Origin of the sequence: Streptomyces sp. DH-12 (genome assembly GCF_002899455.1) — a bacterium.
Classification (GTDB): Bacteria; Actinomycetota; Actinomycetes; order Streptomycetales; family Streptomycetaceae; genus Streptomyces.
The window spans coordinates 3,235,252-3,258,611 of sequence record NZ_PPFB01000001.1; the positions used below are offsets into that span (position 1 = coordinate 3,235,252).

The following is a 23,360-nucleotide window of genomic DNA, read 5'->3' on the forward strand; positions in this document are numbered from 1 at the left end:
GGCACCCTAAAGCGACGGGCCCTCCGGCCCCCTACTCCACGGTGACCGACTTGGCGAGGTTCCGCGGCTGGTCGACCTCGTTGCCGCGGGCGGTCGCCAGCTCGCAGGCGAACACCTGCAACGGCACGGTCGCCACCAGCGGCTGGAGCAGCGTCGGCGTGACGGGGACGCGGATCAGATGGTCGGCGTACGGGACGACCGTCTCGTCCCCCTCTTCCGCGACCACGATGGTGCGGGCGCCGCGCGCGCGGATCTCCTGGATGTTGGAGACGATCTTGTCGTGCAGCACGGACCGTCCGCGCGGCGACGGCACGACCACGACGACCGGCAGGCCGTCCTCGACGAGCGCGATCGGCCCGTGCTTCAGCTCGCCGGCCGCGAACCCCTCGGCGTGCATGTAGGCGAGCTCCTTCAGCTTCAGCGCACCCTCCAGCGCGACCGGGTGGCCCACGTGCCGGCCCAGGAACAGCACCGTGTTCTTCTCGGCCAGGGAGCGGGCGAGCCGCCGTACCGGCTCCATGGTCCGAAGGACCCGCTCGACCGCGCCGGGGATCGACGCGAGGTCCCGCACCACGGCGCGGATCTCGTCGGCGTACTGGGTGCCGCGCACCTGCCCCAGGTACAGCGCGACCAGATAACAGGCGACCAGCTGCGTCAGGAACGCCTTCGTCGACGCGACGGCGACCTCCGGACCGGCGTGCGTGTACAGCACCGCGTCCGACTCCCGCGGGATCGTCGATCCGTTGGTGTTGCAGATGGCCAGCACCTTGGCGCCCTGCTCACGGGCGTGCCGCAGCGCCATCAGGGTGTCCATGGTCTCGCCGGACTGGGAGATGGCGATGACGAGGGTCTGCTGGTCGAGGATCGGGTCCCGGTAGCGGAACTCGCTCGCCAGCTCCACCTCGCACGGCACGCGCGTCCAGTGCTCGATGGCGTACTTGGCGATGAGGCCCGCGTGGAAGGCGGTGCCGCAGGCGACGATGACGACCTTGTCGACCTCGCGCAGCACGCCCGCCGGGATGCGCACCTCGTCCAGGGTCAGCGAGCCGGAGCCGTCGACGCGGCCCAGCAGGGTGTCGGCGACCGCCTTCGGCTGCTCGGCGATCTCCTTGAGCATGAAAGAGGCGTAGCCGCCCTTCTCGGCGGCGGAGGCGTCCCAGTCGACGTGGTACGCGCGGACGTCGGCCGGAGCCCCCTGGAAGTCCGTCACGGTCACCGCGTCGCGGCGCACTTCGACGACCTGGTCCTGCCCCAGCTCGATCGCGTCGCGGGTGTGGGCGATGAACGCGGCGACGTCGGAGGCGAGGAACGACTCCCCCTCCCCGACACCCACCACCAGCGGCGAGTTGCGGCGCGCGCCGACCACCACGTCCGGCTCGTCGGCGTGCACGGCGACCAGGGTGAAGGCGCCCTCCAGCCGCCGGCACACCAGCCGCATCGCCTCGGCGAGGTCGGCGCAGGCGGAGTACTCCTCGGCGAGCAGATGGGCGACGACCTCGGTGTCGGTCTCGGAGCGCAGCTCGTGCCCGCGCTCGGTCAGCTCCTCCCGCAGGGCGGCGAAGTTCTCGATGATGCCGTTGTGGACGACGGCGACCCGGCCCGCGTCGTCGATGTGCGGGTGGGCGTTGGCGTCGGTGGGGCCGCCGTGCGTGGCCCACCGGGTGTGGCCGATGCCGGTCGTCCCGGTCGGCAGCGGCCGGTCGGCCAGTTCCTTCTCCAGGTTGACCAGCTTCCCGGCCCTCTTCGCCGTGGCCAGTCCGCCGTCGGCCTGCACGGCGACGCCCGCCGAGTCGTAGCCCCGGTATTCGAGTCGCTTCAGTCCGGCCGTCACGACGTCAAGCGCCGACTGCGGCCCCACATAACCCACGATTCCGCACATGCTCGGCAGCCTACGGTCCGTCAGCCGCCGGAAACGGCCTCCGCGTGCCCGGAATCGGAAATTCCCACCGGTGCGCGAGGCACCGGTGGGAGAGGTTCCGCGTCAGCCGAGCTTGCCGACCTGCGCGGCGACGACGTCGGCCGGGACCTCGAAGTCCTCGCCGGTGGCCATGGCCGCGAGGTTCACGGCGCTGAAGGTGACCACGGTGGCGCCCTTGCGCACCACGACGATCTTGTTGGGCGCCTCGACGCCCTCGTCGGCGGCCACGGTCAGCGTGACGGCGGCTCCCTCGTCGCCGCCCTCGGGGGCCGCGGTGGTGGCGACCTTGACGACGTCCATCGGCTCGCCGACGACGGTGGCCTTGTAGCCGCCCACGCACTTCTCGGCCGCCGCGGCCAGGCCCTTCATCGCCTGCTCGGCGCCGTCGCCGTCGTAGGAGGCGAGGTTGATCAGCGCCTTGTCCACGTCGAGCGCGGCCATCAGGGCGTCCTCGGGCTTGGTGTCCGCGGACGGCTTCACCGGGTCGCCCGTCCAGGACCGCTTCACGGACGCGGCCGGCTCGCCCTGCGCCACGGCGGCCTGGGCGCGGGCCAGCGGCAGACAGGCGGCGTCCTCCGTCTTCACCTTGCCGGCGGCGACGTCGTCCGTCGCCGGGAGCTTGGTGGCGACCTTGCCGCTCTTGACGTCCGACTGCGCGAGGGCGGCCTTCTCCAGGTCGGCGGCGGTGAGCGCCTCCGCCGGGGCGCCGGAGGCGGCGGACGCGCCCTTGCCCTCGTCGGCCTTGTCCTGGTCGTCGCCGGAGCCGCCGCAGGCGGTGACGAGCAGGGCCAGCGCGGCGACGGAGGCGGCGAGCGCGGTACGACGGACGGAACTGGTTCTCACGGAGGAACTCTTTCTCGAAGGCGCGGAGGCATCCGCATCATGTGCGCGCACTGTACACAGCCGCCTCACAGATGATCATCGGATCCCCCACGGGACGCCGACGTGACACAGCCCACCTGTCGCCACGTTCGAACTCCGTTAACAATGGACTGTGATCTCTCCGGTCCCCTCGATGCCCCGGAGCGCCCACCGGCAGCGGCCGGAGGCGACTCCCTACGTCGACCTCACCCGTGCCGAGTGGAGCGCGCTGCGCGACAAGACGCCGCTGCCGCTGACCGCGGAGGAGGTGGAGCGGCTGCGCGGTCTCGGCGACGTCATCGACCTCGACGAGGTGCGGGACATCTACCTGCCGCTGTCCAGGCTGCTCAACCTCTACGTCCGCGCCACCGACGGCCTGCGCGGCGCGCTCAACACCTTCCTCGGCGAGAAGGGCTCCCAGTCGGGCACGCCCTTCGTCATAGGGGTCGCCGGTTCCGTCGCCGTCGGCAAGTCCACGGTGGCGCGGCTGCTGCGCGCGCTGCTGTCCCGGTGGCCGGAGCATCCGCGCGTGGAGCTGGTCACCACGGACGGCTTCCTGCTCCCCACCAAGGAGCTCCAGGCGCGCGGCCTGATGTCGCGGAAAGGTTTCCCCGAGTCCTACGACCGGCGCGCGCTGACGCGGTTCGTCGCCGACATCAAGGCGGGCAAGTCGGAGGTCACCGCACCCGTCTACTCCCACCTCATCTACGACATCGTCCCCGGCGAGAAGCTCACCGTGCGGCGGCCGGACATCCTGATCGTCGAGGGCCTCAACGTCCTGCAGCCCGCCCTCCCCGGCAAGGACGGGCGCACCCGGGTGGGCCTCGCCGACTACTTCGACTTCAGCGTGTACGTCGACGCCCGCACCGAGGACATCGAGCGCTGGTACCTGAACCGCTTCCGCAAGCTGCGGGACACCGCGTTCCAGGACCCGTCCTCGTACTTCCGGAGGTACACGCAGGTGTCGGAGGAGGAGGCGCTGGACTACGCCCGCACGATGTGGCGGACCATCAACAAGCCGAACCTCGTCGAGAACATCGCCCCCACCCGGGGCCGGGCCACCCTGGTCCTCCGCAAGGGCCCCGACCACACGGTCCAGCGCCTGAGCCTGCGCAAACTCTGAGACACGGCCACCCCTGGGAGGCACAGGCAAGAGGGTGCCGCGCTCCCCCGCACGGAAAGGCACCCGGCGCGGGTGCCGGCCGAGGGGGGGGAGCCTGCGCAGCCCGGTGCTCACGGGGCGCCTCCCGGAGGGGGCGTCCCCAGCCCCCACCGGACCGCCCCCAGGCGTCACACCTCAGCCCAGTGCGGACTTCACCGCGTCCGCGAGCCGTCCCGCCACCGACCGGGCCTGCTCGATGTCAGCCGCTTCGACCATCACCCGCACCAGCGGTTCCGTGCCCGAGGGACGCAGCAGCACCCGCCCGGTCTCGCCCAGCTCGCGCTCGGCCTCGCCGACCGCCGTCGCCAGCTCCGCCGACGTCTTCACCCGGGACTTGTCCACATCGGGCACATTGATCAGCACCTGCGGCAGCCTCTCCATCACCGAGGCCAGCTCCCGCAGCGTCCGCCCGCTCTGCGCGACCCGCGCCGCCAGCAGCAGCCCCGTCAGCGTCCCGTCCCCGGTCGTCGCGTGGTCGAGGACGATGACGTGCCCGGACTGCTCCCCGCCCAGGGCGAAGCCGTTCTCCTTCATCTCCTCCAGGACGTACCGGTCCCCCACCGCCGTCTGGACGAGCCGGATCCCCTCCCGCTCCATGGCGAGCTTGAACCCGAGGTTGGACATCACCGTCGCGACCACGGTGTCGGACCGCAACGCGTTCCGCTCCCGCATCGCCAGCGCCAGCACGGCGAGGATCTGGTCCCCGTCGACCTCCTCCCCGGTGTGGTCCACGGCCAGACACCGGTCCGCGTCCCCGTCGTGCGCGATCCCCAGCGCGGCCCCGTGCTCGACCACCGCGGCTTTCAGCTGCGCGAGATGCGTGGATCCGCACCCGTCGTTGATGTTCAGCCCGTCCGGCTCGGCCCCGATCGTCACGACCTCGGCCCCGGCCCGCCGGAACGCCTCGGGCGACACCTGCGACGCCGCACCGTGCGCCTCGTCGAGCACGATCTTCAGCCCGTCGAGCCGGTTCGGCAGCACGCCCACGAGGTGGGCGACATACGTGTCGAGCCCTTCCCCGTAGTCCCGCACCCGTCCGACCCCGGCCCCGGTGGGCCGGTCCCACGGAGCGCCGGTCCGGTGCTCCTCGTAGACCGCCTCGATCCGGTCCTCCAGCTCGTCCGCGAGCTTGTGCCCCCCGCGGGCGAAGAACTTGATGCCGTTGTCGGGCATGGCGTTGTGGCTGGCGGAGAGCATCACGCCCAGGTCGGCCCTGAGCGCGCCGGTGAGGTGGGCGACGGCCGGCGTCGGCAGCACGCCGACCCGCAGGACGTCCACGCCCGCGCTGGCGAGCCCGGCGACCACGGCGGCCTCCAGGAACTCCCCGGACGCGCGCGGGTCACGCCCGACCACGGCGGTGGGCCGGTGCCCTTCGAACGTGCCCGCCTCGGCCAGTACGTGCGCGGCGGCGACGGACAGGCCGAGCGCCATCTCCGCCGTGAGATCCGCGTTGGCGACACCGCGCACGCCGTCCGTGCCGAAGAGTCGTCCCACTTGTCCTCCTGAAAATGCGTCAGTACCGACAGCCGTCCGGGCCCGCCACCAAGGTCCCGCCGAGGCGTGGGACCGGCCGGTACGGCCGACGGCTGTGCCACTGACAAAGCTGAGCTTCTGATGTGTCCGGGGGTCGTGCGACGGTCGCGGAACGGCCGCGGCTCCCGCGTCACGGGAACGCTCACCACGACCTCACCGGGCACGCACCAGGTGTCACCGCCCGACCCGGGCGTCACCACCCGACCCGACCATCCGATCACATTAGCGTTTGAGCGCCTTGTGCCGTTATACGCCCACGACAGTGAATAAACGAACGCCCCGGCAGCACGATGGCGTGCCGCCGGGGCGTTCGGAGTACGCACGAGCGCCCTGTGATTAGCGCTTGCTGTACTGCGGAGCCTTGCGGGCCTTCTTCAGACCGGCCTTCTTCCGCTCGACCGCACGGTCGTCGCGGCGCAGGAAGCCGGCCTTCTTCAGCGGACCGCGGTTGTTGTCGACGTCCGCCTCGTTCAGCGCACGGGCGACACCGAGACGGAGCGCACCGGCCTGACCGGAGACACCGCCACCCGCGATGCGGGCGATGACGTCGTAGCGGCCCTCGAGCTCGAGCACCTTGAAGGGCTCGTTCACTTCCTGCTGGTGCACCTTGTTCGGGAAGTAGTCCTCGAGGGTGCGACCGTTGATCTTCCACTTGCCGGTGCCCGGGACGATCCGGACGCGGGCGATGGCGTTCTTGCGGCGGCCCAGGCCGGCGGCCGGCTGGGGCTCGCCGAAGCGGGAGGCCATGGACTCCGAGGTGTACTCGCCCTCGACGGGCACCTCGGACTCGGTGGTGTAGCTGTCGATGTCAAGCTCTTCGAGCGGCTGCTCGGCAGTGGTCTCGGCCACGATTCTCCTCAGATTCTCTTCGGTCTTAGGGGGTGGCCGGACTTACTGCGCGACCTGGGTGATCTCGAACGGCACCGGCTGCTGAGCGGCGTGCGGGTGCTGGTCGCCCGAGTAGACCTTCAGCTTCGAGAGCATCTGACGGCCCAGGGTGTTCTTGGGGAGCATGCCCTTGACGGCCTTCTCGACGGCCTTCTCGGGGTTCTTGGCAAGCAGGTCGTCGTAGCGGACGGAGCGCAGACCACCCGGGTAGCCCGAGTGGCGGTACGCCATCTTCTGGGTCCGCTTGTTGCCGGAGAGGTGCACCTTGTCGGCGTTGATGATGATGACGAAGTCACCGGTGTCGACGTGGGGCGCGTAGATCGGCTTGTGCTTGCCACGCAGGATGGAGGCGGCGGTGGAGGCCAGACGGCCCAGGACGACGTCCTGAGCGTCGATGACGTGCCACTGACGCGTCACATCGCCGGGCTTGGGGCTGTACGTACGCACGGTTCGTAGCCTTCGCTTCTTCAGTGAATGGTCCTGACAAGGTCACCGAAGACGATCACGACAGCCCTGACCGCACAGCGGTGACGCAAACCGCGTGCTGGTCGCTGGTCATCGGCCCGGTGGACCGGTGTAAGGGCCCCTCACGTGAGAATGAGTAAGCCACTACACACAACGAACATGCAGGATATACGCGCTCGGCCGGACGGGTCAAAACGAGCCCGCCGCCCGGGGGCGCACACCATTTTACGACCGCACCGCCCCCCGCACGGCCGCACGCCCCTCTTCCGGCGCCCGCCCCGTGTCCTCCGCCCCCCGCGCGCCCCTGACCGCGTGGGACGCCACCGTCCCCGCCAGCGCGCACAGCGTGACGGCGTCCCGGAACGCCCGCCGCTTCCCCGACTCCAGCCAGGGCCAGGTCACCCCCGGGAGCTGCGGCACCAGCGCCAGCCAGAACCACGGCCGCCGGGTCACCGACCCCGCGTACGGCAGGCCGGCGAGCAGCAGCGGCAGCACGACGAGCAGGTAGTGGTTGTAGGAGGGCCGCGACACCAGGAACGCGGACAGCATCAGCCCGGCGGACGTCTCCGCGAGGCGCAGCGGCTCGGGACCCGGCCCGCGCCACCGCCGGTACGCGCACCCCACCCCCACCGCGGCGGCGGCCACCGCCAGCGCCGTGGCCAGGGCCTGCGGCACGCCGAGCCGGGGCAGCACGGCCGCCGGGCCCGCCTCGTAGAGCCGCAGGAAGGCGTCGTCCGCGGTGAACAGGAAGGGGAGAGTCCGGGTGAGGAAGCCGGTGGGGTCGGGCAGGAAGAAGGCGGCCGCCACCGACGCGACGGCCGGCACCAGCACCACCAGGGCGAGCGCGCCCCACCGGCGCGCGAAGAGGAACAGCAGCGCCATCGGCGCGAGCAGCGGCTTCAGCGCCACCGCCACCCCGATCACCGCGCCCGCCGCGAGCCACCGGCCGCGGCTCGCCAGCAGCAGGCACAGCGGCAGCGCCAGGACGGCCGTCACCGTCCAGTTGCCCAGCCGCACCAGCTGCGCGAACGGCGCGAACCCGGCCGCGAGCCCGAGCAGCCCCAGCACGGCGAGCCTGCTGTGCAGCGGCACCCGGTGCAGCAGCAGCGCGCACACCCAGCCCAGCGCGAGCGCGACGACGACCGCCACCGGCACCAGGACGTCCAGCACGGACCGCGGCAGCAGCGCCTGCGGGGCGGCCGCGACCACCGCGCTCGGAAAATAGAGGAAGTGCGCGTCGTCGTACGGCGACCCGCCGTCCAGCCAGGTGCGCGCCGCGTCCACGACGATGCCGTTGTCCATGCCTCCGTCCGAGGTCACCAGCACCGCATGGGTCGTCAGCGCGCCCAGGACCGCCACGAGTCCGGCCCACCAGCCGGCGCCCGCGGGGCGCACCAACCACCCGGAGATGTCGCTTTTGCCCGTCACCATGGGCGCAACGCTAAGGCTTCGCGGGCCCGTTGAGGCGGACCAGCACACCCCTTGCCCCGTCTAAGATGCGCCCCATGAGCTTTGGGCAGGGGGGGTCCTCGCAGCAGTGGGATCCCTGGAAACCGAATTCCCAGCAGCCGTGGAACAGCGGCAGCGCCGGCGGGTCGCCCGACTGGGCGGCGCTCGCCGACGCGTCCGAGGCCCGCGCCAAGCGGCGCCGCCTGCTGTTCATAGGCGGCGGCGCACTCGCCGCCGTCGCGATAGGCACCGCGGTGGCGGTCGCCGTCGTGTCGGCGGGCGGCTCCGGCCAGGCCTCCCCGGGCGCCTCGTCCCAGCTGCCCGGGGTCTCCGACCTGCCGAGCGCCACCGGCACCGTCCCGTCGTTCGCGCCGACGAGCGCGCCGCCCCCGCTGGACCCGAAGGACTTCGTCGCCAGCGCCCGGAAGGACAAGGCTCCGCTGAGCCCCGACATCCTCTTCCCGGGCACGCAGCTGACCATGGGCGACACGGTCTACAAGAAGGGTCCGACGGCGGACACCAAGGACTGCGCGTCCGCGGCCAAGGCCACGCTCCCCAAGGTCCTCACCGACAACGACTGCACCCGGCTGATCCGGGTCACCTACAGCCGGGACGGCGTGGCGGTGACGGTCGGCGTGGCCGTCTTCGCGACCGAGGCGCAGGCCACGAGGGCCAGGCAGCAGGCGGACGCGAAGAGCATCGTCAAGTCGCTGGCCGGCGGCGGTGTGAAGGACTTCTGCGCCGGCGCGGTCTGCCGCTCCACCACCAACGCCTACGGCCGCTACGCCTACTTCACCCTGGCCGGCTTCACCAGCGGCGAGGACGTGACGGAGAAGGACGAGGCCGTCTTCAAGACCGGCGACGACCTCCAGGAGTTCACGTACCGTCAGATCCGCCGCAGGGGCGAGGCCCAGGCGTCGGCGGCGGCGGTCGGCTGACCCCGCCGTCCGGAGCGCGTCAGCAGCAGCCGGCCGACGGCAGCGTCCGCTTGTTGCGCGCCTCGGCGCTGCGCGCCGCGAGGAGTTCGTCGGCCGGGTAGCCGACCTCCTCCAGGGTCAGGCCGTGCGGGCGTACGACGTGCACCGCCGAGTCCCGTACGCCCGCCGCCAGGACCTTCGCGGGCCAGTCCGGGGCGCGGTGCCCGTCGCCGACGAACAGCAGCGCGCCGATCAGCGAGCGCACCATGTTGTGGCAGAAGGCGTCGGCCCGCACGGTGGCCGTGACGATCCCGTCGTCGCCGCGCGCCAGGCTCAGTTCCTGCAGCGTCCGGATGGTCGTCGCGCCCTCGCGCCGCTTGCAGTACGCGGCGAAGTCGTGCTCGCCCAGCAGCCCGCGGGCGGCCTCGTTCATGGCGTCCACGTCCAGCGGCCAGTCGTGCCACAGCACGTGGTTGCGCAGCAGCGGGTCGACACCGCCGGGGTTGTCGGTGACGCGGTAGGCGTAGCGCCGCCAGATCGCCGAGAAACGGGCGTCGAAGCCCTGCGGCGCCTCCCTCAGCGCCCACACCCGCACGTCCTTCGGCAGCCGCCCGGCGAGCCGCTTCAGCAGCTTCGGACGGTGCTCCGCCCACACCTCGCGCGGCAGGTCCACGTGCGCGACCTGGCCCCGCGCGTGCACGCCCGCGTCGGTCCGCCCCGCCACGGTCAGCTCGAACGTCGTCGCGGACCGCGTCACGGTCCGCAGGGCGTCCTCGATCTCCCCCTGTACGGTCCGCCGCCCCCCGGCCTGCTTGGCCCACCCGGAGAAATCGGTCCCGTCGTAGGAAAGATCCAGCCGAACCCGCACCACACCACTCACCCGGATCTCCGATCACCACAAAGGAAGCGGGCCCGCTCCTCGAAAGAAGCGGGCCCGCAACAACACCCTCGAGGGGCGCGGGACTGTGCTCGACGTGCGGCTCCGCCACGACGGCGCCACAGCCGGCCGCACAGCCCCGCCGGAACGCTTACGCGTCCTTCGACTCCTCGGCCGGAGCCTCGGCAGCCTCGTCCTTCGACAGGTCGGCCTTGTTCTCCGCGGCCTCGGCGGCCTCGGCGTCCTTCGCGGACCGCTTGGTCGCGGCCTCGGCCTCGCCGACCGCGGCCTGCTGCACCGTCAGCGCCTCGACCAGCTCGATGACGGCCATGGGCGCGTTGTCGCCACGGCGGTTACCGATCTTGGTGATGCGGGTGTAGCCACCGGGACGGTTCTCGTAGCGCGGGCCGATCTCGGTGAAGAGCGTGTGGACGATGCTCTTGTCCGTGATCACCTGGAGCACCTGACGGCGGTTGTGAAGGTCGCCCTTCTTCGCCTTGGTGACCAGACGCTCGGCGTAGGGACGCAGCTTGCGCGCCTTCGCCTCGGTGGTGGTGATGCGGCCGTGCTCGAAAAGCGCCTTCGCGAGGTTCGCGAGCATGAGCTTCTCGTGCGAGGCGCTGCCGCCCATACGGGCACCCTTGGTGGGCTTCGGCATGATGACTCTCCTGTGTGTCTGCCCCGGCCGTATCAGGTACCGGAGTCAGTATCCGAGCAGGCGGTCGCCTGTCGGAGATCCGGGCAGAGCCCCGGAGGGGCCTGCTCGGAAGGGGCGCGGGGAACTGCGCGACACAGCGCACCCGCGCCCGAGTACGGACCGGAAGGCCCGGACTCTCAGTACTGCTCGGTCTCCACGAACCCGGCGTCCGCGTCGTCATCGGCGCCGAACGCGTCCGCGGCGGCGGTCGGGTCGAACCCGGGAGGCGAGTCCTTGAGCGCGAGGCCCATACCGGCCAGCTTGGCCTTGACCTCGTCGATGGACTTCGCACCGAAGTTCCGGATGTCGAGCAGGTCCGCCTCGGACCGCGCGACGAGCTCACCCACGGAGTGGATGCCCTCACGCTTGAGGCAGTTGTACGACCGGACCGTGAGCTCCAGCTCCTCGATCGGCAGCGCCAGGTCGGCGGCGAGGGCGGCATCCGTCGGGGACGGACCCATGTCGATGCCCTCGGCGTCGATGTTCAGCTCGCGGGCGAGACCGAACAGCTCGACCAGGGTCTTGCCGGCGGAGGCCATGGCGTCACGCGGACGCATCGCCTGCTTGGTCTCGACGTCGACGATCAGCTTGTCGAAGTCGGTGCGCTGCTCGACTCGGGTCGCCTCGACCTTGTAGGTGACCTTGAGGACCGGCGAGTAGATCGAGTCGACCGGGATGCGGCCGATCTCCTGGCCGACCTGCTTGTTCTGCACGGCGGAGACGTAGCCGCGGCCGCGCTCGACGGTCAGCTCCATCTCCAGCTTGCCCTTGCCGTTGAGCGTGGCGAGGACGAGGTCCGGGTTGTGCACCTCGACGCCGGCCGGGGGCGCGATGTCGGCGGCGGTGACCAGACCCGGGCCCTGCTTGCGCAGGTACATCACGACCGGCTCGTCGTGCTCCGAGGAGACGACCAGCTGCTTGATGTTGAGGATCAGGTCGGTGACGTCCTCCTTGACGCCCGGCACGGTGGTGAACTCGTGCAGGACGCCGTCGATGCGGATGCTGGTGACAGCGGCACCGGGGATCGACGACAGGAGGGTGCGGCGGAGGGAGTTGCCGAGGGTGTAGCCGAAGCCCGGCTCCAGCGGCTCGATCACGAACCGGGAGCGGAATTCGTCGACGACCTCTTCGGTCAACGAGGGGCGCTGAGCGATCAGCATGAGGGGATCAGATCCTTCTCTCGTGGACGCCCGCTATTTGACGTCCGACGGAAACCGCACCCGGTGACAAGTGCGGGTACTGCAAGGGTACGGGCGATACGGCCCTTGCGAGCCGTACCGCCCGGAACCTCAGGAAGCCGGTGCCTCAGACGCGACGGCGCTTCGGCGGGCGGCAGCCGTTGTGGGGGGTCGGGGTGACGTCCTGGATGGAGCCGACCTCGAGGCCCGTGGCCTGCAGGGAGCGGATGGCGGTCTCACGACCGGAACCCGGGCCCTTGACGAACACGTCGACCTTGCGCATGCCGTGCTCCTGGGCGCGACGGGCAGCCGACTCGGCGGCCATCTGCGCGGCGAACGGCGTGGACTTCCGGGAGCCCTTGAAGCCGACGTGGCCGGCGGAGGCCCAGGAGATCACGTTGCCGGACGGGTCCGTGATCGAGACGATCGTGTTGTTGAACGTGCTCTTGATGTGCGCGTGGCCGTGAGCGACGTTCTTCTTTTCCTTGCGGCGCACCTTCTTGGCAGCGCCCTGACGTCCCTTGGGGGGCATCTGTACTCCTACGGGAGGTGGTCGGTCCTACAGCGAAGACCGCTGGACGGCGAAGTCCGCTGAGGACTACTTCTTGCCCGGCTTCTTCTTGCCGGCGATGGCGCGACGCGGGCCCTTGCGGGTACGCGCGTTGGTGCTGGTGCGCTGGCCGCGGACGGGCAGACCGCGACGGTGACGCAGACCCTGGTAGGTGCCGATCTCGACCTTGCGGCGGATGTCGGCCTGGATCTCGCGACGGAGGTCACCCTCGGTCTTGATGTTGTTGTCGACGTACTCGCGGATGGCGACCAGCTGCTCTTCGGTCAGGTCGCGGACGCGGGTGTTCGGGTCGACGCCGGTGGCGGCCAGCGTCTGCTGCGAAAGGGTCCGGCCGATGCCGAACACGTAGGTGAGGGCGATCTCCACGCGCTTGTCGCGCGGGATGTCAACACCGGAAACGCGTGCCATTCAATGGCTCCAGTTGGTTGTCGGAGGTCTTCCACAGAACCGGCTCCCCGCCCGCCGTACCAGGTACGGGCCGGGTCCCCGGCCTCCGAGCCGGGGGTGTCGAGCCGTGCGGCTCGGGTCCTGCGTATGAACGTGTGTTGCTCGCGTCGCGCGAAGTCTGCGGGAGGCGCGGAGGGTGGATCAGTGCTGCGGTCAGCCCTGGCGCTGCTTGTGGCGCGGGTTGTCGCAGATGACCATGACCCGGCCGTGACGGCGGATCACCCTGCACTTGTCGCAGATCTTCTTGACGCTCGGCTTGACCTTCATGGGATGTGAGGTTCTCCGGGTCAGTGCCACCGCCCCGGCGGGCCGGGGCGCGGGCAAGATCTACTTGTACCGGTAGACGATCCGGCCACGCGTGAGGTCGTACGGAGACAGCTCCACCACGACCCGGTCGTCAGGGAGGATGCGGATGTAGTGCATGCGCATCTTGCCGCTGATGTGTGCCAGGACCTGGTGGCCGTTCTGGAGCTCGACCTTGAACATGGCGTTCGGAAGAGACTCGACGACAGTGCCCTCGATCTCGATGGCACCTTGCTTCTTGGCCACGCTTCGCCCTTCGAATCGACTACCTTGATCGACTCCTGTGTGCACCGTGACCACATGCGGACATGCGGGTGCACAAGAGCCGACGAGTCAGTCTACGTCAGCGCACCCGGAAAAACGAATCGAGAGATCCTGCCCTCCGGGGGAGATCCTTAACCGAGCGGATCCGGCGCCGCCGTGACGCCCAGTTCCGCGAGCTTCGCCTTGCCGCCGTCGGGGGCCGTCAGGACCAGGGGGCCCTGTTCGGTCAGGGCGACCGAGTGCTCCCAGTGGGAGGACCAGGTGCCGTCGGTCGTGATGACCGTCCAGTCGTCGGAGAGGACCTCGGTGCGCGGGGTGCCGAGGGAGACCATCGGCTCGATCGCCAGGCAGAAGCCGGGAACCAGCTTCGGCCCCTTGCCGCGCTTGCGGTCCACGTAGTTCAGCAGGTGCGGGTCCATGTGCATCTCGGTGCCGATGCCGTGGCCGCCGTAGTCCTCGATGATCCCGTACTTGCCGCCGCCGGGCTTCGGCTGGCGGCGGATGTAGGTCTCGATCGCGCGGGAGACGTCGACCAGCCGGTTGCCCTGCTTCATGGCCGCGATGCCGGCCCACATCGACTCCTCGGTGACCCGGGAGAGCTCGATCAGCTCCGGGGAGTGGCCGGAGCCGACGAAGGCGGTGTAGGCGGCGTCGCCGTGCCAGCCGTCGACGATCGCGCCGCAGTCGATGGAGATGATGTCCCCGTCCTTGAGGATCACCTCGTCGGACGGGATGCCGTGGACCACGACCTCGTTCACCGAGGTGCAGATGGTGGCGGGGAAGCCGCCGTACCCGAGGAAGTTCGGCTTGGCGTTGTGCTCGGCCAGCACCTTCCGGGCGACCTCGTCCAGATCCTTGGTAGACGCCCCGGGCACCGCGGCCTCGCGGGTGGCCGCGTGGATGGCGGCGACGACCAGCCCCGCCTCGCGCATCTTGGCGATCTGCTCAGGGCTCTTGATCTGCACCATGGGGACGACGGCCTTTCTGGACCAGTGAGGACAGGAACGCTTCCAACGATACGGGCGTGGGCCGCCCCGGTGCCCCGCGGGCGGCGTCGCGGGCCCCGCCCACGCGACAGCCGCGGCCCCTCGGGGGGAACCGCGGCTGTGCGAGCGGCAGGGAGGGGGCTACTGGCCGCTCTTCAGCGCCTCCAGCGCCCGGCCGGTGACCTCGTCGACGGGACCCATCGCGGAGATGGTCACCACCAGGCCCTGGGCCCGGTAGTAGCCGATGATCGGCTCGGTCTGCGTGTGGTAGACCTCCAGGCGCGTGCGGACGGTCTCCTCGGAGTCGTCGTCGCGCTGGTACAGCTCGCCGCCGCAGTGGTCGCAGACGCCGTCCCGCTCCGGCGGGCTGTAGGTCACGTGGAAGACGTGCGCGGAGTCCTTGCGGCAGACGCGCCGCCCGGCGATCCGCTTCACGACCTCGTCCTCGGGGGCCTCGAGGTCGAGCACCGCGTCCAGCTCGATGCCCTCGGTCTTGAGCAGTTCGTCCAGCGCCTCGGCCTGCGACACATTGCGCGGGAAGCCGTCCAGCAGGAAGCCGCCCTCGGCGTCGGGCTGCGCCATGCGGTCCTTGGCCATGGCGATGGTGACCTCGTCGGGGACGAGTTCACCGGCGTCCATGTAGGACTTGGCGAGCTTCCCGAGCTCGGTCTGCCGGCTGATGTTGGCGCGGAACAGGTCACCCGTGGAGATGTGCGGGATGCGCAGTTTCTCGGCAAGGCGGGTTGCCTGTGTGCCCTTCCCAGCACCCGGCGGCCCGACGAGGACGATTCGCATCAGCGGAGGAACCCTTCGTAATTGCGCTGCTGGAGCTGGCTCTCGATCTGCTTCACCGTCTCAAGACCGACACCCACGATGATCAGGATGCTCGTCCCGCCGAACGGGAAGTTCTGGTTTGCCCCGAAACCAACCAACGCCATCGTCGGTACGAGAGCGATCAGACCCAAGTACAGCGAACCCGGCCAGGTGATCCGGTTGAGTACGTAGCTCAGGTACTCAGCGGTCGGTCGGCCAGCCCGGATGCCCGGGATGAAGCCACCATACTTCTTCATGTTGTCCGCGACTTCCTCGGGGTTGAACGAGATGGCCACGTAGAAGAACGCGAAGAAGACGATGAGCAAGAAGTACAGCGTCACGTAGATCGGGTGGTCGCCCTGGACGAGGTGCGCCTCGATCCAGGTCTTCCAGCCCGAGGTGCCACTGGAGAACTGCGCGATCAGCGCCGGGATGTACAGCAGCGACGAGGCGAAGATGACCGGGATCACACCGGCCTGGTTCACCTTCAGCGGGATGTAGGTCGACGTGCCGCCGTAGGAGCGGCGGCCGATCATGCGCTTCGCGTACTGGACGGGGATCCGGCGCTGGGCCTGCTCCACGAAGACGACCAGGCCGACCATGACCAGGCCGACGGCGATGACGGTGCCGAACTCGATCCAGCCGTCCGCCAGGCTGCCCTGCTCCTTGATGGCCCACAGGGCGGAGGGGAAGGTGGCGGCGATCGAGATGAACATCAGGATCGACATGCCGTTGCCGATGCCGCGGTCGGTGACCAGCTCGCCGAGCCACATGACCATGGCCGTACCGGCGGTCATGGTGATGACCATGGTGATGGTCACGAAGATCGACTGGTCCGGGACGATCTCGCTCGCGACCGGGCAGCCCTGGAAGAGGGCGCCGCTGCGGGCGGTGGCCACCAGGCCGGTGCCCTGGAGGATGGCGAGCGCGACCGTCAGGTAACGGGTGTACTGCGTGATCTTCGCCGTGCCGGCCTGCCCCTCCTTCTTCAGGGCTTCCAGGCGCGGGATCACCACGGTCAGCAGCTGCAGAATGATGCTCGCCGTGATGTACGGCATGATCCCGAGCGCGAAGACCGTGATCTGGAGCAGCGCACCGCCGCTGAACATGTTCACCAGACCGAACAGACCCTGGTTCGCCTGGGCGGCGTCGATACAGGTCTGGACGTTCCGGTAGTCGACACCCGGGATGGGGATGTGCGTACCGATGCGGTACACCACGATGATGCCGAGCGTGAAGAGCAGCTTCTTGCGCAGGTCGGGCGTCTTGAACGCCCGGGCGAACGCGGTGAGCACGGTGCCTCCTGCGACCCCCCGCGCGACTGCGTCAAGGGTGATGGTCTTGAGATTCCGACTGAGGACGAATTCTTAACGGTCAACTGCCGCCCTGAGTGCCCCGCATGGGGCTCCCGAGGTCAATGGGCAGCGCAGGCCACCTTACCGGCGACACCACCGCCCTAGGAACGACCAACCGGGGATACCCCATTTGTGGGGTATCCCCGGTCGGGATCGCTCTACGTCATCGAGACACCTGACGGGTCAGACGAGCTCGGTGACGGTACCGCCGGCGGCGGTGATCTTCTCCTTGGCGGAGCCGGAGACGGCGTCGACCGTCACCTGCAGCGCCACGGAGATCTCGCCCTGGCCCAGGACCTTGACGAGGCTGTTCTTGCGCACGGCGCCCTTGGCGACCAGGTCCTCGACCGTGACCTCTCCGCCCTCGGGGTAGAGGGAGGCGAGCTTGTCCAGGTTCACGACCTGGTACTCGGTCTTGAACGGGTTCTTGAAGCCCTTGAGCTTCGGGAGGCGCATGTGCAGCGGCATCTGGCCGCCCTCGAAGCGCTCCGGAACCTGGTAGCGGGCCTTGGTGCCCTTGGTACCACGACCGGCCGTCTTACCCTTCGACGCCTCACCACGACCGACACGGGTCTTGGCGGTCTTGGCGCCCGGGGCGGGACGGAGGTTGTGGATCTTGAGCGGGTTGTTCTCCGCCATGATCAGTCGACCTCCTCGACCGTCACGAGGTGGCGGACGGTGTGCACCATGCCGCGGAACTCGGGACGGTCCTCCTTGACGACCACGTCGTTGACCTTCTTCAGGCCAAGCGAACGCAGGGTGTCACGGTGGTTCTGCTTGCTGCCGATGTAGGACTTGACCTGCGTGATCTTGAGCTGCGCCATGATCACACACCCGCCCCGGCACGCGCACGCAGCAGGGCCGCGGGGGCCACGTCCTCGAGCGGCAGACCGCGGCGGGCCGCGATCTCCTCGGGACGCTGCAGGCCCTTGAGGGCCTCCACGGTCGCGTGCACGATGTTGATGGCGTTGTCGGAGCCGAGCGACTTCGACAGCACGTCGTGGATACCGGCGCACTCGAGCACGGCGCGCACCGGACCACCGGCGATCACACCGGTACCGGGCGACGCGGGCTTGAGCAGCACGACGCCGGCGGCCTTCTCACCCTGGATGGGGTGCGGGATGGTGCCCTGGATGCGGGGGACCTTGAAGAAGTGCTTCTTGGCCTCCTCGACGCCCTTGGCGATGGCGGCCGGCACCTCCTTGGCCTTGCCGTATCCGACACCCACGGTGCCGTCACCGTCGCCCACCACGACCAGCGCGGTGAAGCTGAAGCGACGACCACCCTTCACAACCTTGGCGACACGGTTGATCGCGACGACGCGCTCGACGTACGCGGTCTTCTCGGCGGCAGCAGCGCCGCCGTCACGGCCCTTCCGGTCCCGCCGCTCGCCGCCACCGGCGCCGCCACCGCGGCGCTGGGGTCCAGCCATTGGATTACCTCTCTCTTTCCGCTAGCTACAAGCGGCTCAGAACTTGAGCCCGGCTTCGCGGGCGGCGTCCGCCAGGGCGGCGATGCGCCCGGCGTACTGGTTGCCACCACGGTCGAACACGACGGCCTCGACACCGGCGGCCTTGGCACGCTCGGCGACCAGGGCGCCGACCTGCTTGGCCTGCGAGGACTTGTCGCCCTCGCCGCCGCGGATCGACGCGTCCAGGGTGGACGCCGACGCCAGGGTGTGACCCTTCAGGTCGTCGATCACCTGCGCCACGATGTGGCGGTTGGAACGGGTCACGACCAGGCGAGGACGCTCGGCGGTGCCGGCGACCTTCTTGCGGATCCGGATGTGACGACGCTTGATAGCAGCACGCTTGTACGCGTCGCCCTTGAGGATCTTCTGCCCGTATGCCATGGCTTACTTACCCGCCTTTCCGACCTTGCGGCGGATGACTTCGCCCTCGTACTTGACGCCCTTGGCCTTGTACGGGTCGGGCTTGCGCAGCTTGCGGATGTTGGCCGCAACCTCGCCGACCTTCTGCTTGTCGATGCCCTCGACCGAGAACCGGGTCGGGGTCTCCACCTTGAAGGTGATGCCCTCGGGCGCCTCGACCGTGATCGGGTGGCTGTAGCCGAGGGAGAACTCCAGGTTCGAACCCTTGGCGACAACGCGGTAACCGACACCGCTGATCTCGAGCTTCTTCACGTAACCCTGGGTCACGCCGGTGATCATGTTCGCCACCAGCGTGCGGGACAGGCCGTGCAGGGCCTTGTTCTGACGCTCGTCGTTGGGGCGGGTGACGTTCAGCACGCCGTCCTCGCCCTTGGCGATCTCGATCGGCGCCACGACGGTGTGGGTCAGCGTGCCCTTGGGGCCCTTGACCGAGACCGTACGGCCGTCGATGGTGACGTCCACGCCGGCGGGAACCGCGATGGGGAGCTTGCCGATGCGCGACATAGCTGTTTCCTCCGTTCCCTTCCGCTACCAGACGTAGGCGAGGACTTCCCCACCCACGCCCTTCTTGCCGGCCTGCTTGTCGGTGAGGAGCCCGTGCGACGTGGAGATGATCGCCACGCCGAGGCCGCCCAGCACCTTCGGCAGGTTGGTGGACTTCGCGTACACCCGGAGACCGGGCTTGGAGATCCGCTTGATGCCCGCGATGGAGCGCTCACGGTTGGGGCCGAACTTCAGCTCCAGGACGAGGTTCTTGCCGACCTCGGCGTCCTCGACCTTCCAGCCCGTGATGAAGCCCTCCTGCTGGAGGATCTCCGCGATGTGCGACTTGATCTTGGAGTGCGGCATCGACACCGAGTCGTGGTACGCCGAGTTCGCGTTCCGCAGACGCGTGAGCATGTCTGCGATCGGATCAGTCATGGTCATGAATTGGCCTTCGGCCTCTCTCGCCGGGGTTTCCTGGTGCGCCATCCCTCTCCCCGATCCGAGACGGGACGGGTGCGGCGCGGTGGACCTACGGCGTAGTAAGTCGTACGGGCACGGCAGGTGCCCAACCCCGCAAGCCTAAGCCATGCGGAGCGGGGCTCCCGCCGTTCCCATTGCTTACCGAGAGCCCTGGGAGTCCGGAACTACCGGATTACCAGGAGCTCTTGGTCACGCCCGGCAGCTCGCCACGGTGAGCCATCTCACGAAGGCACACGCGGCACAGGCCGAACTTGCGGTACACGGAGTGCGGACGGCCGCAGCGCTGGCAGCGGGTGTAGCCACGCACACCGAACTTGGGCTTGCGAGCAGCCTTCGCGATGAGAGCCTTCTTCGCCATCTCGCTCACGCCTCCTTGAACGGGAAGCCGAGGTGACGGAGAAGGGCACGGCCCTCTTCGTCGTTGGTCGCCGTGGTCACCACGGTGATGTCCATACCCCGGACGCGGTCGATCTTGTCCTGGTCGATCTCGTGGAACATGACCTGCTCCGTGAGACCGAAGGTGTAGTTGCCACGGCCGTCGAACTGCTTGGGGGACAGGCCGCGGAAGTCGCGGATGCGCGGCAGCGCGAGCGACAGGGTGCGGTCCAGGAACTCCCACATGCGGTCGCCACGGAGCGTGACGTGGGCACCGATCGGCTGGCCCTCGCGCAGCTTGAACTGCGCGATGGACTTGCGGGCCTTGGTGACGGCCGGCTTCTGACCGGTGATCGTGGTGAGGTCGCGGATGGCGCCCTCGATCAGCTTGGAGTCGCGGGCGGCGTCGCCCACACCCATGTTGACCACGATCTTGACGAGGCCGGGAACCTGCATGACGTTCTCGTACGAGAACTCCTCACGCAGCTTGCCCGCGATCTCCTCGCGGTACTTCGTCTTGAGACGCGGAGTGGTGGTGGTAGCCATCAGATGTCCTCACCCGTCCGCTTGGCAACGCGGATCTTGTTGCCCTCGTCGTCGAAGCGGTAGCCGACGCGGGTCACGACCTTCTTGCCGTCCTTCTCCACGACCAGCTGGACGTTGGAGACGTGGATCGGGGCCTCGGTGGTGACGATGCCGCCGGCCTGGGAACCGCGAGCCGTCGGACCGGCCTTGGTGTGCTTCTTGACCCGGTTGACACCCTCGACCAGGACGCGCTGCTCGCGCGGGAAAGCGGCGATGACCTTGCCCTGCTTGCCCTTGTCCTTGCCGGTGATGACCTGGACCAGGTCGCCCTTCTTGATCTTCATGCTCACAGCACCTCCGGCGCGAGGGAGATGATCTTCATGAACTTCTTCTCGCGCAGCTCACGGCCCACGGGGCCGAAGATACGGGTGCCACGAGGGTCGCCGTCGTTCTTCAGAATGACGGCGGCGTTCTCGTCGAAGCGGATGTACGAGCCGTCCGGACGGCGGCGCTCCTTGACGGTGCGAACGATGACCGCCTTGACGACGTCACCCTTCTTCACGTTGCCACCGGGGATCGCGTCCTTGACGGTGGCGACGATGACGTCACCGATACCCGCGTAGCGGCGACCGGAGCCACCGAGCACACGGATGCAGAGGATCTCCTTCGCACCCGTGTTGTCGGCGACACGCAGTCGCGACTCCTGCTGGATCACGTCTATCTCCTGAATGTCTGCCGGTTCCCCGGGAGCCGCTCACCGAGCGGCTCCCGGAGCCTGGCGGAACTGTCCTGCGGGTTTGCCCGCAGGAATTACTTGGCCTTCTCGAGGATCTCGACGACGCGCCAGCGCTTCGTCGCGGACAGCGGCCGGGTCTCCATGAGGAGGACGCGGTCGCCGACACCCGCGGCGTTCTGCTCGTCGTGCGCCTTGAGCTTGTTGGTACGGCGGATGACCTTGCCGTACAGCGCGTGCTTGACACGGTCCTCGACGGCGACGACGACGGTCTTGTCCATCTTGTCGCTGACGACCAGACCCTCACGGGTCTTGCGGAAACCGCGGGCGGCCTTCGTCTCTTCAGTCACGTTGTTCTCGCTCATGCGCTCTCCACCGTCTCGATGCCCAGCTCGCGCTCACGCATCAGGGTGTAGATCCGCGCGATGTCCTTGCGGACGGCCTTGAGCCGACCGTGGTTCTCGAGCTGACCCGTGGCCGCCTGGAAGCGGAGGTTGAACAGCTCTTCCTTGGCCTCGCGGAGCTTCGCCAGAAGCTCCTCGTTGCCCAGCTCGCGCAGCTCTGACGCCTTGGTACCGGCCGACATCACGCTTCACCTGCCTCGCGCTTGACGATCTTGCACTTCATCGGCAGCTTGTGAGCCGCACGGGTCAGGGCCTCGCGCGCGATCTTCTCGTTGGGGTACGACAGCTCGAACATCACGCGTCCGGGCTTGACGTTGGCCACCCACCACTCCGGGGAGCCCTTACCGGAACCCATGCGGGTCTCGGCCGGCTTCTTGGTGAGGGGGCGGTCCGGGTAGATGTTGATCCAGACCTTGCCGCCACGCTTGATGTGACGGGTCATGGCGATACGAGCGGCCTCGATCTGGCGGTTCGTCACGTACGCCGGGGTGAGCGCCTGGATGCCGTACTCGCCGAACGCGACCTGCGTGCCACCCTTCGACATGCCGTTGCGCTTCGGGTGGTGCTGCTTGCGGTGCTTGACCCTACGGGGGATCAGCATGGTGGTCAGGCCTCCGTTCCGGTGCTCTCAGCCGGAGCGGCCGCCGGAGCCTCGGCCTTGGGGGCCTCGGCAGCGGGAGCCTGCTGCGGCTTGCGACCGCGACCGCCACGCTCGCCACCGCGGCCACCACGGGCCGGGCGGTCGGCACCGCCACGGGCCGGGCGGTTGCCGGCGCGGGCAGCGGCGTTCTCGGCGCGGACCTCGGCGATGTTCTTGACGTCGCCCTTGTAGATCCAGACCTTCACGCCGATGCGGCCGAAGGTCGTCTTGGCCTCGAAGAAGCCGTAGTCCACGTTCGCGCGGAGCGTGTGCAGGGGCACGCGGCCCTCGCGGTAGAACTCCGAGCGGGACATCTCGGCGCCGCCGAGGCGGCCGCCGCACTGGATCTTGATGCCCTTGGCGCCCGCCTTCATGGCCGACTGCATGCTCTTGCGCATGGCGCGGCGGAAGGAGACGCGGGAGGAGAGCTGCTCGGCGACGGCCTGGGCCACGAGCTGAGCGTCCGTCTCGGGGTTCTTGACCTCGAGGATGTTCAGCTGGACCTGCTTGCCGGTGAGCTTCTCGAGGTCGCCGCGGATGCGGTCGGCCTCGGCGCCACGGCGGCCGATCACGATGCCCGGACGCGCGGTGTGGATGTCCACACGCACACGGTCACGGGTGCGCTCGATCTCGACCTTGGAGATGCCGGCGCGCTCCATGCCGGACGTCATCATCCGACGGATGGCGACGTCTTCCTTGACGTAGTCCTTGTACAGCTTGTCGGCGTACCAACGCGACTTGAAGTCGGTCGTGACACCGAGCCGGAACCCATGCGGGTTAACCTTCTGGCCCATTACCGGGTTCCTTCCTTGCTGCTGACGACCACGGTGATGTGGCTGGTCCGCTTGCGGATCCGGTAGGCGCGGCCCTGGGCGCGCGGACGGAACCGCTTCAGGGTCGGGCCCTCGTCGACGTAGGCCTCGGAGATGAAGAGGCTGTCGACGTCGGTGTGGTCGTAGTTGTGCGCGGCGTTGGCAATGGCGCTGTCCAGCACCTTGCCCACCGGAACCGAGGCTGCCTGCGGAGCGAATCGCAGGACGGCCTGGGCCTCCGTGGCGTCCATGCCACGGATGAGGTCCACCACGCGGCGGGCCTTCATGGGCGTGACGCGGATGTACCGCGCCTGGGCCCTGGCTTCCATG

The 23,360-nt window shown here is 69.1% G+C and carries 33 protein-coding genes; 2 read left to right on the forward strand and 31 right to left on the reverse strand.

The genetic code is table 11. The features are described 5' to 3' along the window. Positions 1 to 31: 31 nt before the first annotated feature. Both glmS and C1708_RS13225 read right to left on the reverse strand, forming a co-directional pair. The gene (glmS, locus tag C1708_RS13220) at positions 32 to 1,879 is read right to left on the reverse strand and encodes a glutamine--fructose-6-phosphate transaminase (isomerizing) (protein ID WP_106412882.1); all 1,848 of its coding nucleotides are present in this window, start codon (positions 1,877 to 1,879) and stop codon (positions 32 to 34) included. A 102-nt stretch (positions 1,880 to 1,981) separates the two neighbouring features. Further along, positions 1,982 to 2,761 (reverse strand): hypothetical protein, encoded by a 780-nt coding sequence (locus tag C1708_RS13225; RefSeq protein WP_106412883.1) that lies wholly within the window; start codon positions 2,759 to 2,761, stop codon positions 1,982 to 1,984. A 172-nt stretch (positions 2,762 to 2,933) separates the two neighbouring features. Between C1708_RS13225 and coaA the strand changes: the two genes are divergently transcribed. Continuing rightward, positions 2,934 to 3,902 (forward strand): type I pantothenate kinase, encoded by a 969-nt coding sequence (gene coaA / locus C1708_RS13230; RefSeq protein WP_198602490.1) that lies wholly within the window; start codon positions 2,934 to 2,936, stop codon positions 3,900 to 3,902. Between the two features lie 174 nt (positions 3,903 to 4,076). Here the strand turns inward: coaA and glmM are convergent, their stop codons facing one another. The 4 genes from glmM to C1708_RS13250 all read right to left on the reverse strand — a co-directional run bounded on the left by glmM (position 4,077) and on the right by C1708_RS13250 (position 8,258). Further along, complete coding sequence (gene glmM / locus C1708_RS13235) at positions 4,077 to 5,435, reverse strand: phosphoglucosamine mutase (protein ID WP_106412885.1); 1,359 nt, start codon at positions 5,433 to 5,435, stop codon at positions 4,077 to 4,079. A gap of 375 nt (positions 5,436 to 5,810) precedes the next feature. After that, positions 5,811 to 6,323, reverse strand: a complete 513-nt coding sequence (gene rpsI, locus C1708_RS13240; RefSeq protein WP_019526966.1) for a 30S ribosomal protein S9 — start codon at positions 6,321 to 6,323, stop codon at positions 5,811 to 5,813. A gap of 42 nt (positions 6,324 to 6,365) precedes the next feature. After that, a complete protein-coding gene (rplM, locus tag C1708_RS13245) occupies positions 6,366 to 6,809 on the reverse strand; it encodes a 50S ribosomal protein L13 (protein ID WP_106412886.1) in 444 nt (147 codons plus the stop codon). A gap of 243 nt (positions 6,810 to 7,052) precedes the next feature. After that, positions 7,053 to 8,258 (reverse strand): glycosyltransferase 87 family protein, encoded by a 1,206-nt coding sequence (locus tag C1708_RS13250; protein ID WP_106412887.1) that lies wholly within the window; start codon positions 8,256 to 8,258, stop codon positions 7,053 to 7,055. Positions 8,259 to 8,332: 74 nt separating this feature from the next. Between C1708_RS13250 and C1708_RS13255 the strand changes: the two genes are divergently transcribed. After that, positions 8,333 to 9,214 carry a hypothetical protein gene (locus C1708_RS13255; RefSeq protein ID WP_106412888.1) on the forward strand — a complete coding sequence of 294 codons (882 nt, stop codon included), beginning with the start codon at positions 8,333 to 8,335 and terminating at the stop codon, positions 9,212 to 9,214. Positions 9,215 to 9,233: 19 nt separating this feature from the next. On the opposite strand, the gene truA is transcribed toward C1708_RS13255, so the two are convergent. From truA to rplV, 25 genes are all read right to left on the reverse strand, one after another. Continuing rightward, a complete protein-coding gene (gene truA, locus C1708_RS13260; RefSeq protein ID WP_198602491.1) occupies positions 9,234 to 10,064 on the reverse strand; it encodes a tRNA pseudouridine(38-40) synthase TruA in 831 nt (276 codons plus the stop codon). A gap of 157 nt (positions 10,065 to 10,221) precedes the next feature. Next, positions 10,222 to 10,728 carry a 50S ribosomal protein L17 gene (gene rplQ, locus C1708_RS13265; protein WP_106412890.1) on the reverse strand — a complete coding sequence of 169 codons (507 nt, stop codon included), beginning with the start codon at positions 10,726 to 10,728 and terminating at the stop codon, positions 10,222 to 10,224. Positions 10,729 to 10,904: 176 nt separating this feature from the next. Continuing rightward, positions 10,905 to 11,927: a DNA-directed RNA polymerase subunit alpha gene (locus C1708_RS13270; protein WP_003966937.1), complete on the reverse strand. Its 1,023-nt coding sequence runs from the start codon at positions 11,925 to 11,927 to the stop codon at positions 10,905 to 10,907. Between the two features lie 145 nt (positions 11,928 to 12,072). After that, positions 12,073 to 12,477, reverse strand: a complete 405-nt coding sequence (rpsK, locus tag C1708_RS13275) for a 30S ribosomal protein S11 (RefSeq protein ID WP_003956432.1) — start codon at positions 12,475 to 12,477, stop codon at positions 12,073 to 12,075. Positions 12,478 to 12,543: 66 nt separating this feature from the next. Further along, on the reverse strand, positions 12,544 to 12,924 hold the full coding sequence (rpsM, locus tag C1708_RS13280) for a 30S ribosomal protein S13 (protein ID WP_019526959.1): 381 nt from the start codon (positions 12,922 to 12,924) through the stop codon (positions 12,544 to 12,546). Between the two features lie 192 nt (positions 12,925 to 13,116). Next, complete coding sequence (gene rpmJ, locus C1708_RS13285; RefSeq protein ID WP_003974245.1) at positions 13,117 to 13,230, reverse strand: 50S ribosomal protein L36; 114 nt, start codon at positions 13,228 to 13,230, stop codon at positions 13,117 to 13,119. A 60-nt stretch (positions 13,231 to 13,290) separates the two neighbouring features. Next, the gene (infA, locus tag C1708_RS13290; protein ID WP_003948620.1) at positions 13,291 to 13,512 is read right to left on the reverse strand and encodes a translation initiation factor IF-1; all 222 of its coding nucleotides are present in this window, start codon (positions 13,510 to 13,512) and stop codon (positions 13,291 to 13,293) included. 149 nt (positions 13,513 to 13,661) lie between these two features. Next, positions 13,662 to 14,498 carry a type I methionyl aminopeptidase gene (gene map / locus C1708_RS13295; RefSeq protein ID WP_106412891.1) on the reverse strand — a complete coding sequence of 279 codons (837 nt, stop codon included), beginning with the start codon at positions 14,496 to 14,498 and terminating at the stop codon, positions 13,662 to 13,664. A 159-nt stretch (positions 14,499 to 14,657) separates the two neighbouring features. Next, positions 14,658 to 15,311, reverse strand: coding sequence for an adenylate kinase (locus tag C1708_RS13300; protein ID WP_106412892.1), 654 nt, complete (start codon positions 15,309 to 15,311; stop codon positions 14,658 to 14,660). Next, complete coding sequence (gene secY / locus C1708_RS13305; protein WP_106412893.1) at positions 15,311 to 16,624, reverse strand: preprotein translocase subunit SecY; 1,314 nt, start codon at positions 16,622 to 16,624, stop codon at positions 15,311 to 15,313. Before secY ends, C1708_RS13300 begins: the two co-directional genes overlap by 1 nt. Before the next feature lie 243 nt (positions 16,625 to 16,867). Next, positions 16,868 to 17,323, reverse strand: a complete 456-nt coding sequence (gene rplO, locus C1708_RS13310; RefSeq protein ID WP_006130771.1) for a 50S ribosomal protein L15 — start codon at positions 17,321 to 17,323, stop codon at positions 16,868 to 16,870. A 2-nt stretch (positions 17,324 to 17,325) separates the two neighbouring features. Beyond that, the gene (rpmD, locus tag C1708_RS13315; protein ID WP_004984515.1) at positions 17,326 to 17,508 is read right to left on the reverse strand and encodes a 50S ribosomal protein L30; all 183 of its coding nucleotides are present in this window, start codon (positions 17,506 to 17,508) and stop codon (positions 17,326 to 17,328) included. 2 nt (positions 17,509 to 17,510) lie between these two features. Then, on the reverse strand, positions 17,511 to 18,116 hold the full coding sequence (gene rpsE, locus C1708_RS13320; protein WP_004984517.1) for a 30S ribosomal protein S5: 606 nt from the start codon (positions 18,114 to 18,116) through the stop codon (positions 17,511 to 17,513). 36 nt (positions 18,117 to 18,152) lie between these two features. Beyond that, positions 18,153 to 18,536, reverse strand: coding sequence for a 50S ribosomal protein L18 (rplR, locus tag C1708_RS13325; RefSeq protein WP_106412894.1), 384 nt, complete (start codon positions 18,534 to 18,536; stop codon positions 18,153 to 18,155). Between the two features lie 3 nt (positions 18,537 to 18,539). Continuing rightward, positions 18,540 to 19,079 carry a 50S ribosomal protein L6 gene (rplF, locus tag C1708_RS13330; protein ID WP_106412895.1) on the reverse strand — a complete coding sequence of 180 codons (540 nt, stop codon included), beginning with the start codon at positions 19,077 to 19,079 and terminating at the stop codon, positions 18,540 to 18,542. Positions 19,080 to 19,103: 24 nt separating this feature from the next. Further along, entirely contained in the window at positions 19,104 to 19,502 is a 399-nt protein-coding gene (rpsH, locus tag C1708_RS13335) for a 30S ribosomal protein S8 (RefSeq protein ID WP_014674378.1), read from the reverse strand. A gap of 211 nt (positions 19,503 to 19,713) precedes the next feature. Then, positions 19,714 to 19,899 (reverse strand): type Z 30S ribosomal protein S14, encoded by a 186-nt coding sequence (locus C1708_RS13345; protein WP_003948630.1) that lies wholly within the window; start codon positions 19,897 to 19,899, stop codon positions 19,714 to 19,716. A 5-nt stretch (positions 19,900 to 19,904) separates the two neighbouring features. Beyond that, the gene (rplE, locus tag C1708_RS13350; RefSeq protein ID WP_004984522.1) at positions 19,905 to 20,462 is read right to left on the reverse strand and encodes a 50S ribosomal protein L5; all 558 of its coding nucleotides are present in this window, start codon (positions 20,460 to 20,462) and stop codon (positions 19,905 to 19,907) included. Continuing rightward, a complete protein-coding gene (gene rplX, locus C1708_RS13355) occupies positions 20,462 to 20,785 on the reverse strand; it encodes a 50S ribosomal protein L24 (RefSeq protein WP_086699955.1) in 324 nt (107 codons plus the stop codon). Before rplX ends, rplE begins: the two co-directional genes overlap by 1 nt. Positions 20,786 to 20,787: 2 nt before the next feature. Then, complete coding sequence (rplN, locus tag C1708_RS13360; RefSeq protein WP_003998823.1) at positions 20,788 to 21,156, reverse strand: 50S ribosomal protein L14; 369 nt, start codon at positions 21,154 to 21,156, stop codon at positions 20,788 to 20,790. Positions 21,157 to 21,251: 95 nt separating this feature from the next. Beyond that, positions 21,252 to 21,539: a 30S ribosomal protein S17 gene (gene rpsQ / locus C1708_RS13365; protein ID WP_019526950.1), complete on the reverse strand. Its 288-nt coding sequence runs from the start codon at positions 21,537 to 21,539 to the stop codon at positions 21,252 to 21,254. Continuing rightward, the gene (rpmC, locus tag C1708_RS13370) at positions 21,536 to 21,760 is read right to left on the reverse strand and encodes a 50S ribosomal protein L29 (RefSeq protein WP_003974259.1); all 225 of its coding nucleotides are present in this window, start codon (positions 21,758 to 21,760) and stop codon (positions 21,536 to 21,538) included. The genes rpsQ and rpmC overlap by 4 nt, the downstream gene beginning before the upstream one ends. Then, a complete protein-coding gene (gene rplP, locus C1708_RS13375) occupies positions 21,760 to 22,179 on the reverse strand; it encodes a 50S ribosomal protein L16 (protein WP_004984526.1) in 420 nt (139 codons plus the stop codon). The genes rpmC and rplP overlap by 1 nt, the downstream gene beginning before the upstream one ends. 5 nt (positions 22,180 to 22,184) lie before the next feature. Then, positions 22,185 to 23,012 (reverse strand): 30S ribosomal protein S3, encoded by an 828-nt coding sequence (rpsC, locus tag C1708_RS13380; protein WP_004927271.1) that lies wholly within the window; start codon positions 23,010 to 23,012, stop codon positions 22,185 to 22,187. Further along, positions 23,012 to 23,359: a 50S ribosomal protein L22 gene (rplV, locus tag C1708_RS13385; protein WP_006130776.1), complete on the reverse strand. Its 348-nt coding sequence runs from the start codon at positions 23,357 to 23,359 to the stop codon at positions 23,012 to 23,014. The genes rpsC and rplV overlap by 1 nt, the downstream gene beginning before the upstream one ends. Between the last annotated feature and the right edge of the window lies 1 nt (position 23,360).

What these genes read in the sequence shown, in the direction of transcription:
- glmS (WP_106412882.1), bottom strand. Translation starts at nt 1,879, where the DNA reads ATGTGCGGAATCGTGGGTTATGTGGGGCCGCAGTCGGCGCTTGACGTC.
- coaA (WP_198602490.1), top strand. Translation starts at nt 2,934, where the DNA reads ATGCCCCGGAGCGCCCACCGGCAGCGGCCGGAGGCGACTCCCTACGTC.
- C1708_RS13250 (WP_106412887.1), bottom strand. Translation starts at nt 8,258, where the DNA reads ATGGTGACGGGCAAAAGCGACATCTCCGGGTGGTTGGTGCGCCCCGCG.
- C1708_RS13255 (WP_106412888.1), top strand. Translation starts at nt 8,333, where the DNA reads ATGAGCTTTGGGCAGGGGGGGTCCTCGCAGCAGTGGGATCCCTGGAAA.
- rplQ (WP_106412890.1), bottom strand. Translation starts at nt 10,728, where the DNA reads ATGCCGAAGCCCACCAAGGGTGCCCGTATGGGCGGCAGCGCCTCGCAC.
- C1708_RS13270 (WP_003966937.1), bottom strand. Translation starts at nt 11,927, where the DNA reads ATGCTGATCGCTCAGCGCCCCTCGTTGACCGAAGAGGTCGTCGACGAA.
- rpsK (WP_003956432.1), bottom strand. Translation starts at nt 12,477, where the DNA reads ATGCCCCCCAAGGGACGTCAGGGCGCTGCCAAGAAGGTGCGCCGCAAG.
- rpsM (WP_019526959.1), bottom strand. Translation starts at nt 12,924, where the DNA reads ATGGCACGCGTTTCCGGTGTTGACATCCCGCGCGACAAGCGCGTGGAG.
- rpmJ (WP_003974245.1), bottom strand. Translation starts at nt 13,230, where the DNA reads ATGAAGGTCAAGCCGAGCGTCAAGAAGATCTGCGACAAGTGCAGGGTG.
- map (WP_106412891.1), bottom strand. Translation starts at nt 14,498, where the DNA reads ATGGTGCAGATCAAGAGCCCTGAGCAGATCGCCAAGATGCGCGAGGCG.
- C1708_RS13300 (WP_106412892.1), bottom strand. Translation starts at nt 15,311, where the DNA reads ATGCGAATCGTCCTCGTCGGGCCGCCGGGTGCTGGGAAGGGCACACAG.
- rplO (WP_006130771.1), bottom strand. Translation starts at nt 17,323, where the DNA reads ATGGCGGAGAACAACCCGCTCAAGATCCACAACCTCCGTCCCGCCCCG.
- rpmD (WP_004984515.1), bottom strand. Translation starts at nt 17,508, where the DNA reads ATGGCGCAGCTCAAGATCACGCAGGTCAAGTCCTACATCGGCAGCAAG.
- rpsE (WP_004984517.1), bottom strand. Translation starts at nt 18,116, where the DNA reads ATGGCTGGACCCCAGCGCCGCGGTGGCGGCGCCGGTGGCGGCGAGCGG.
- rplR (WP_106412894.1), bottom strand. Translation starts at nt 18,536, where the DNA reads ATGGCATACGGGCAGAAGATCCTCAAGGGCGACGCGTACAAGCGTGCT.
- rplF (WP_106412895.1), bottom strand. Translation starts at nt 19,079, where the DNA reads ATGTCGCGCATCGGCAAGCTCCCCATCGCGGTTCCCGCCGGCGTGGAC.
- rpsH (WP_014674378.1), bottom strand. Translation starts at nt 19,502, where the DNA reads ATGACCATGACTGATCCGATCGCAGACATGCTCACGCGTCTGCGGAAC.
- C1708_RS13345 (WP_003948630.1), bottom strand. Translation starts at nt 19,899, where the DNA reads ATGGCGAAGAAGGCTCTCATCGCGAAGGCTGCTCGCAAGCCCAAGTTC.
- rplE (WP_004984522.1), bottom strand. Translation starts at nt 20,462, where the DNA reads ATGGCTACCACCACCACTCCGCGTCTCAAGACGAAGTACCGCGAGGAG.
- rplX (WP_086699955.1), bottom strand. Translation starts at nt 20,785, where the DNA reads ATGAAGATCAAGAAGGGCGACCTGGTCCAGGTCATCACCGGCAAGGAC.
- rpsQ (WP_019526950.1), bottom strand. Translation starts at nt 21,539, where the DNA reads ATGAGCGAGAACAACGTGACTGAAGAGACGAAGGCCGCCCGCGGTTTC.
- rpmC (WP_003974259.1), bottom strand. Translation starts at nt 21,760, where the DNA reads ATGTCGGCCGGTACCAAGGCGTCAGAGCTGCGCGAGCTGGGCAACGAG.
- rplP (WP_004984526.1), bottom strand. Translation starts at nt 22,179, where the DNA reads ATGCTGATCCCCCGTAGGGTCAAGCACCGCAAGCAGCACCACCCGAAG.
- rpsC (WP_004927271.1), bottom strand. Translation starts at nt 23,012, where the DNA reads ATGGGCCAGAAGGTTAACCCGCATGGGTTCCGGCTCGGTGTCACGACC.
- rplV (WP_006130776.1), bottom strand. Translation starts at nt 23,359, where the DNA reads ATGGAAGCCAGGGCCCAGGCGCGGTACATCCGCGTCACGCCCATGAAG.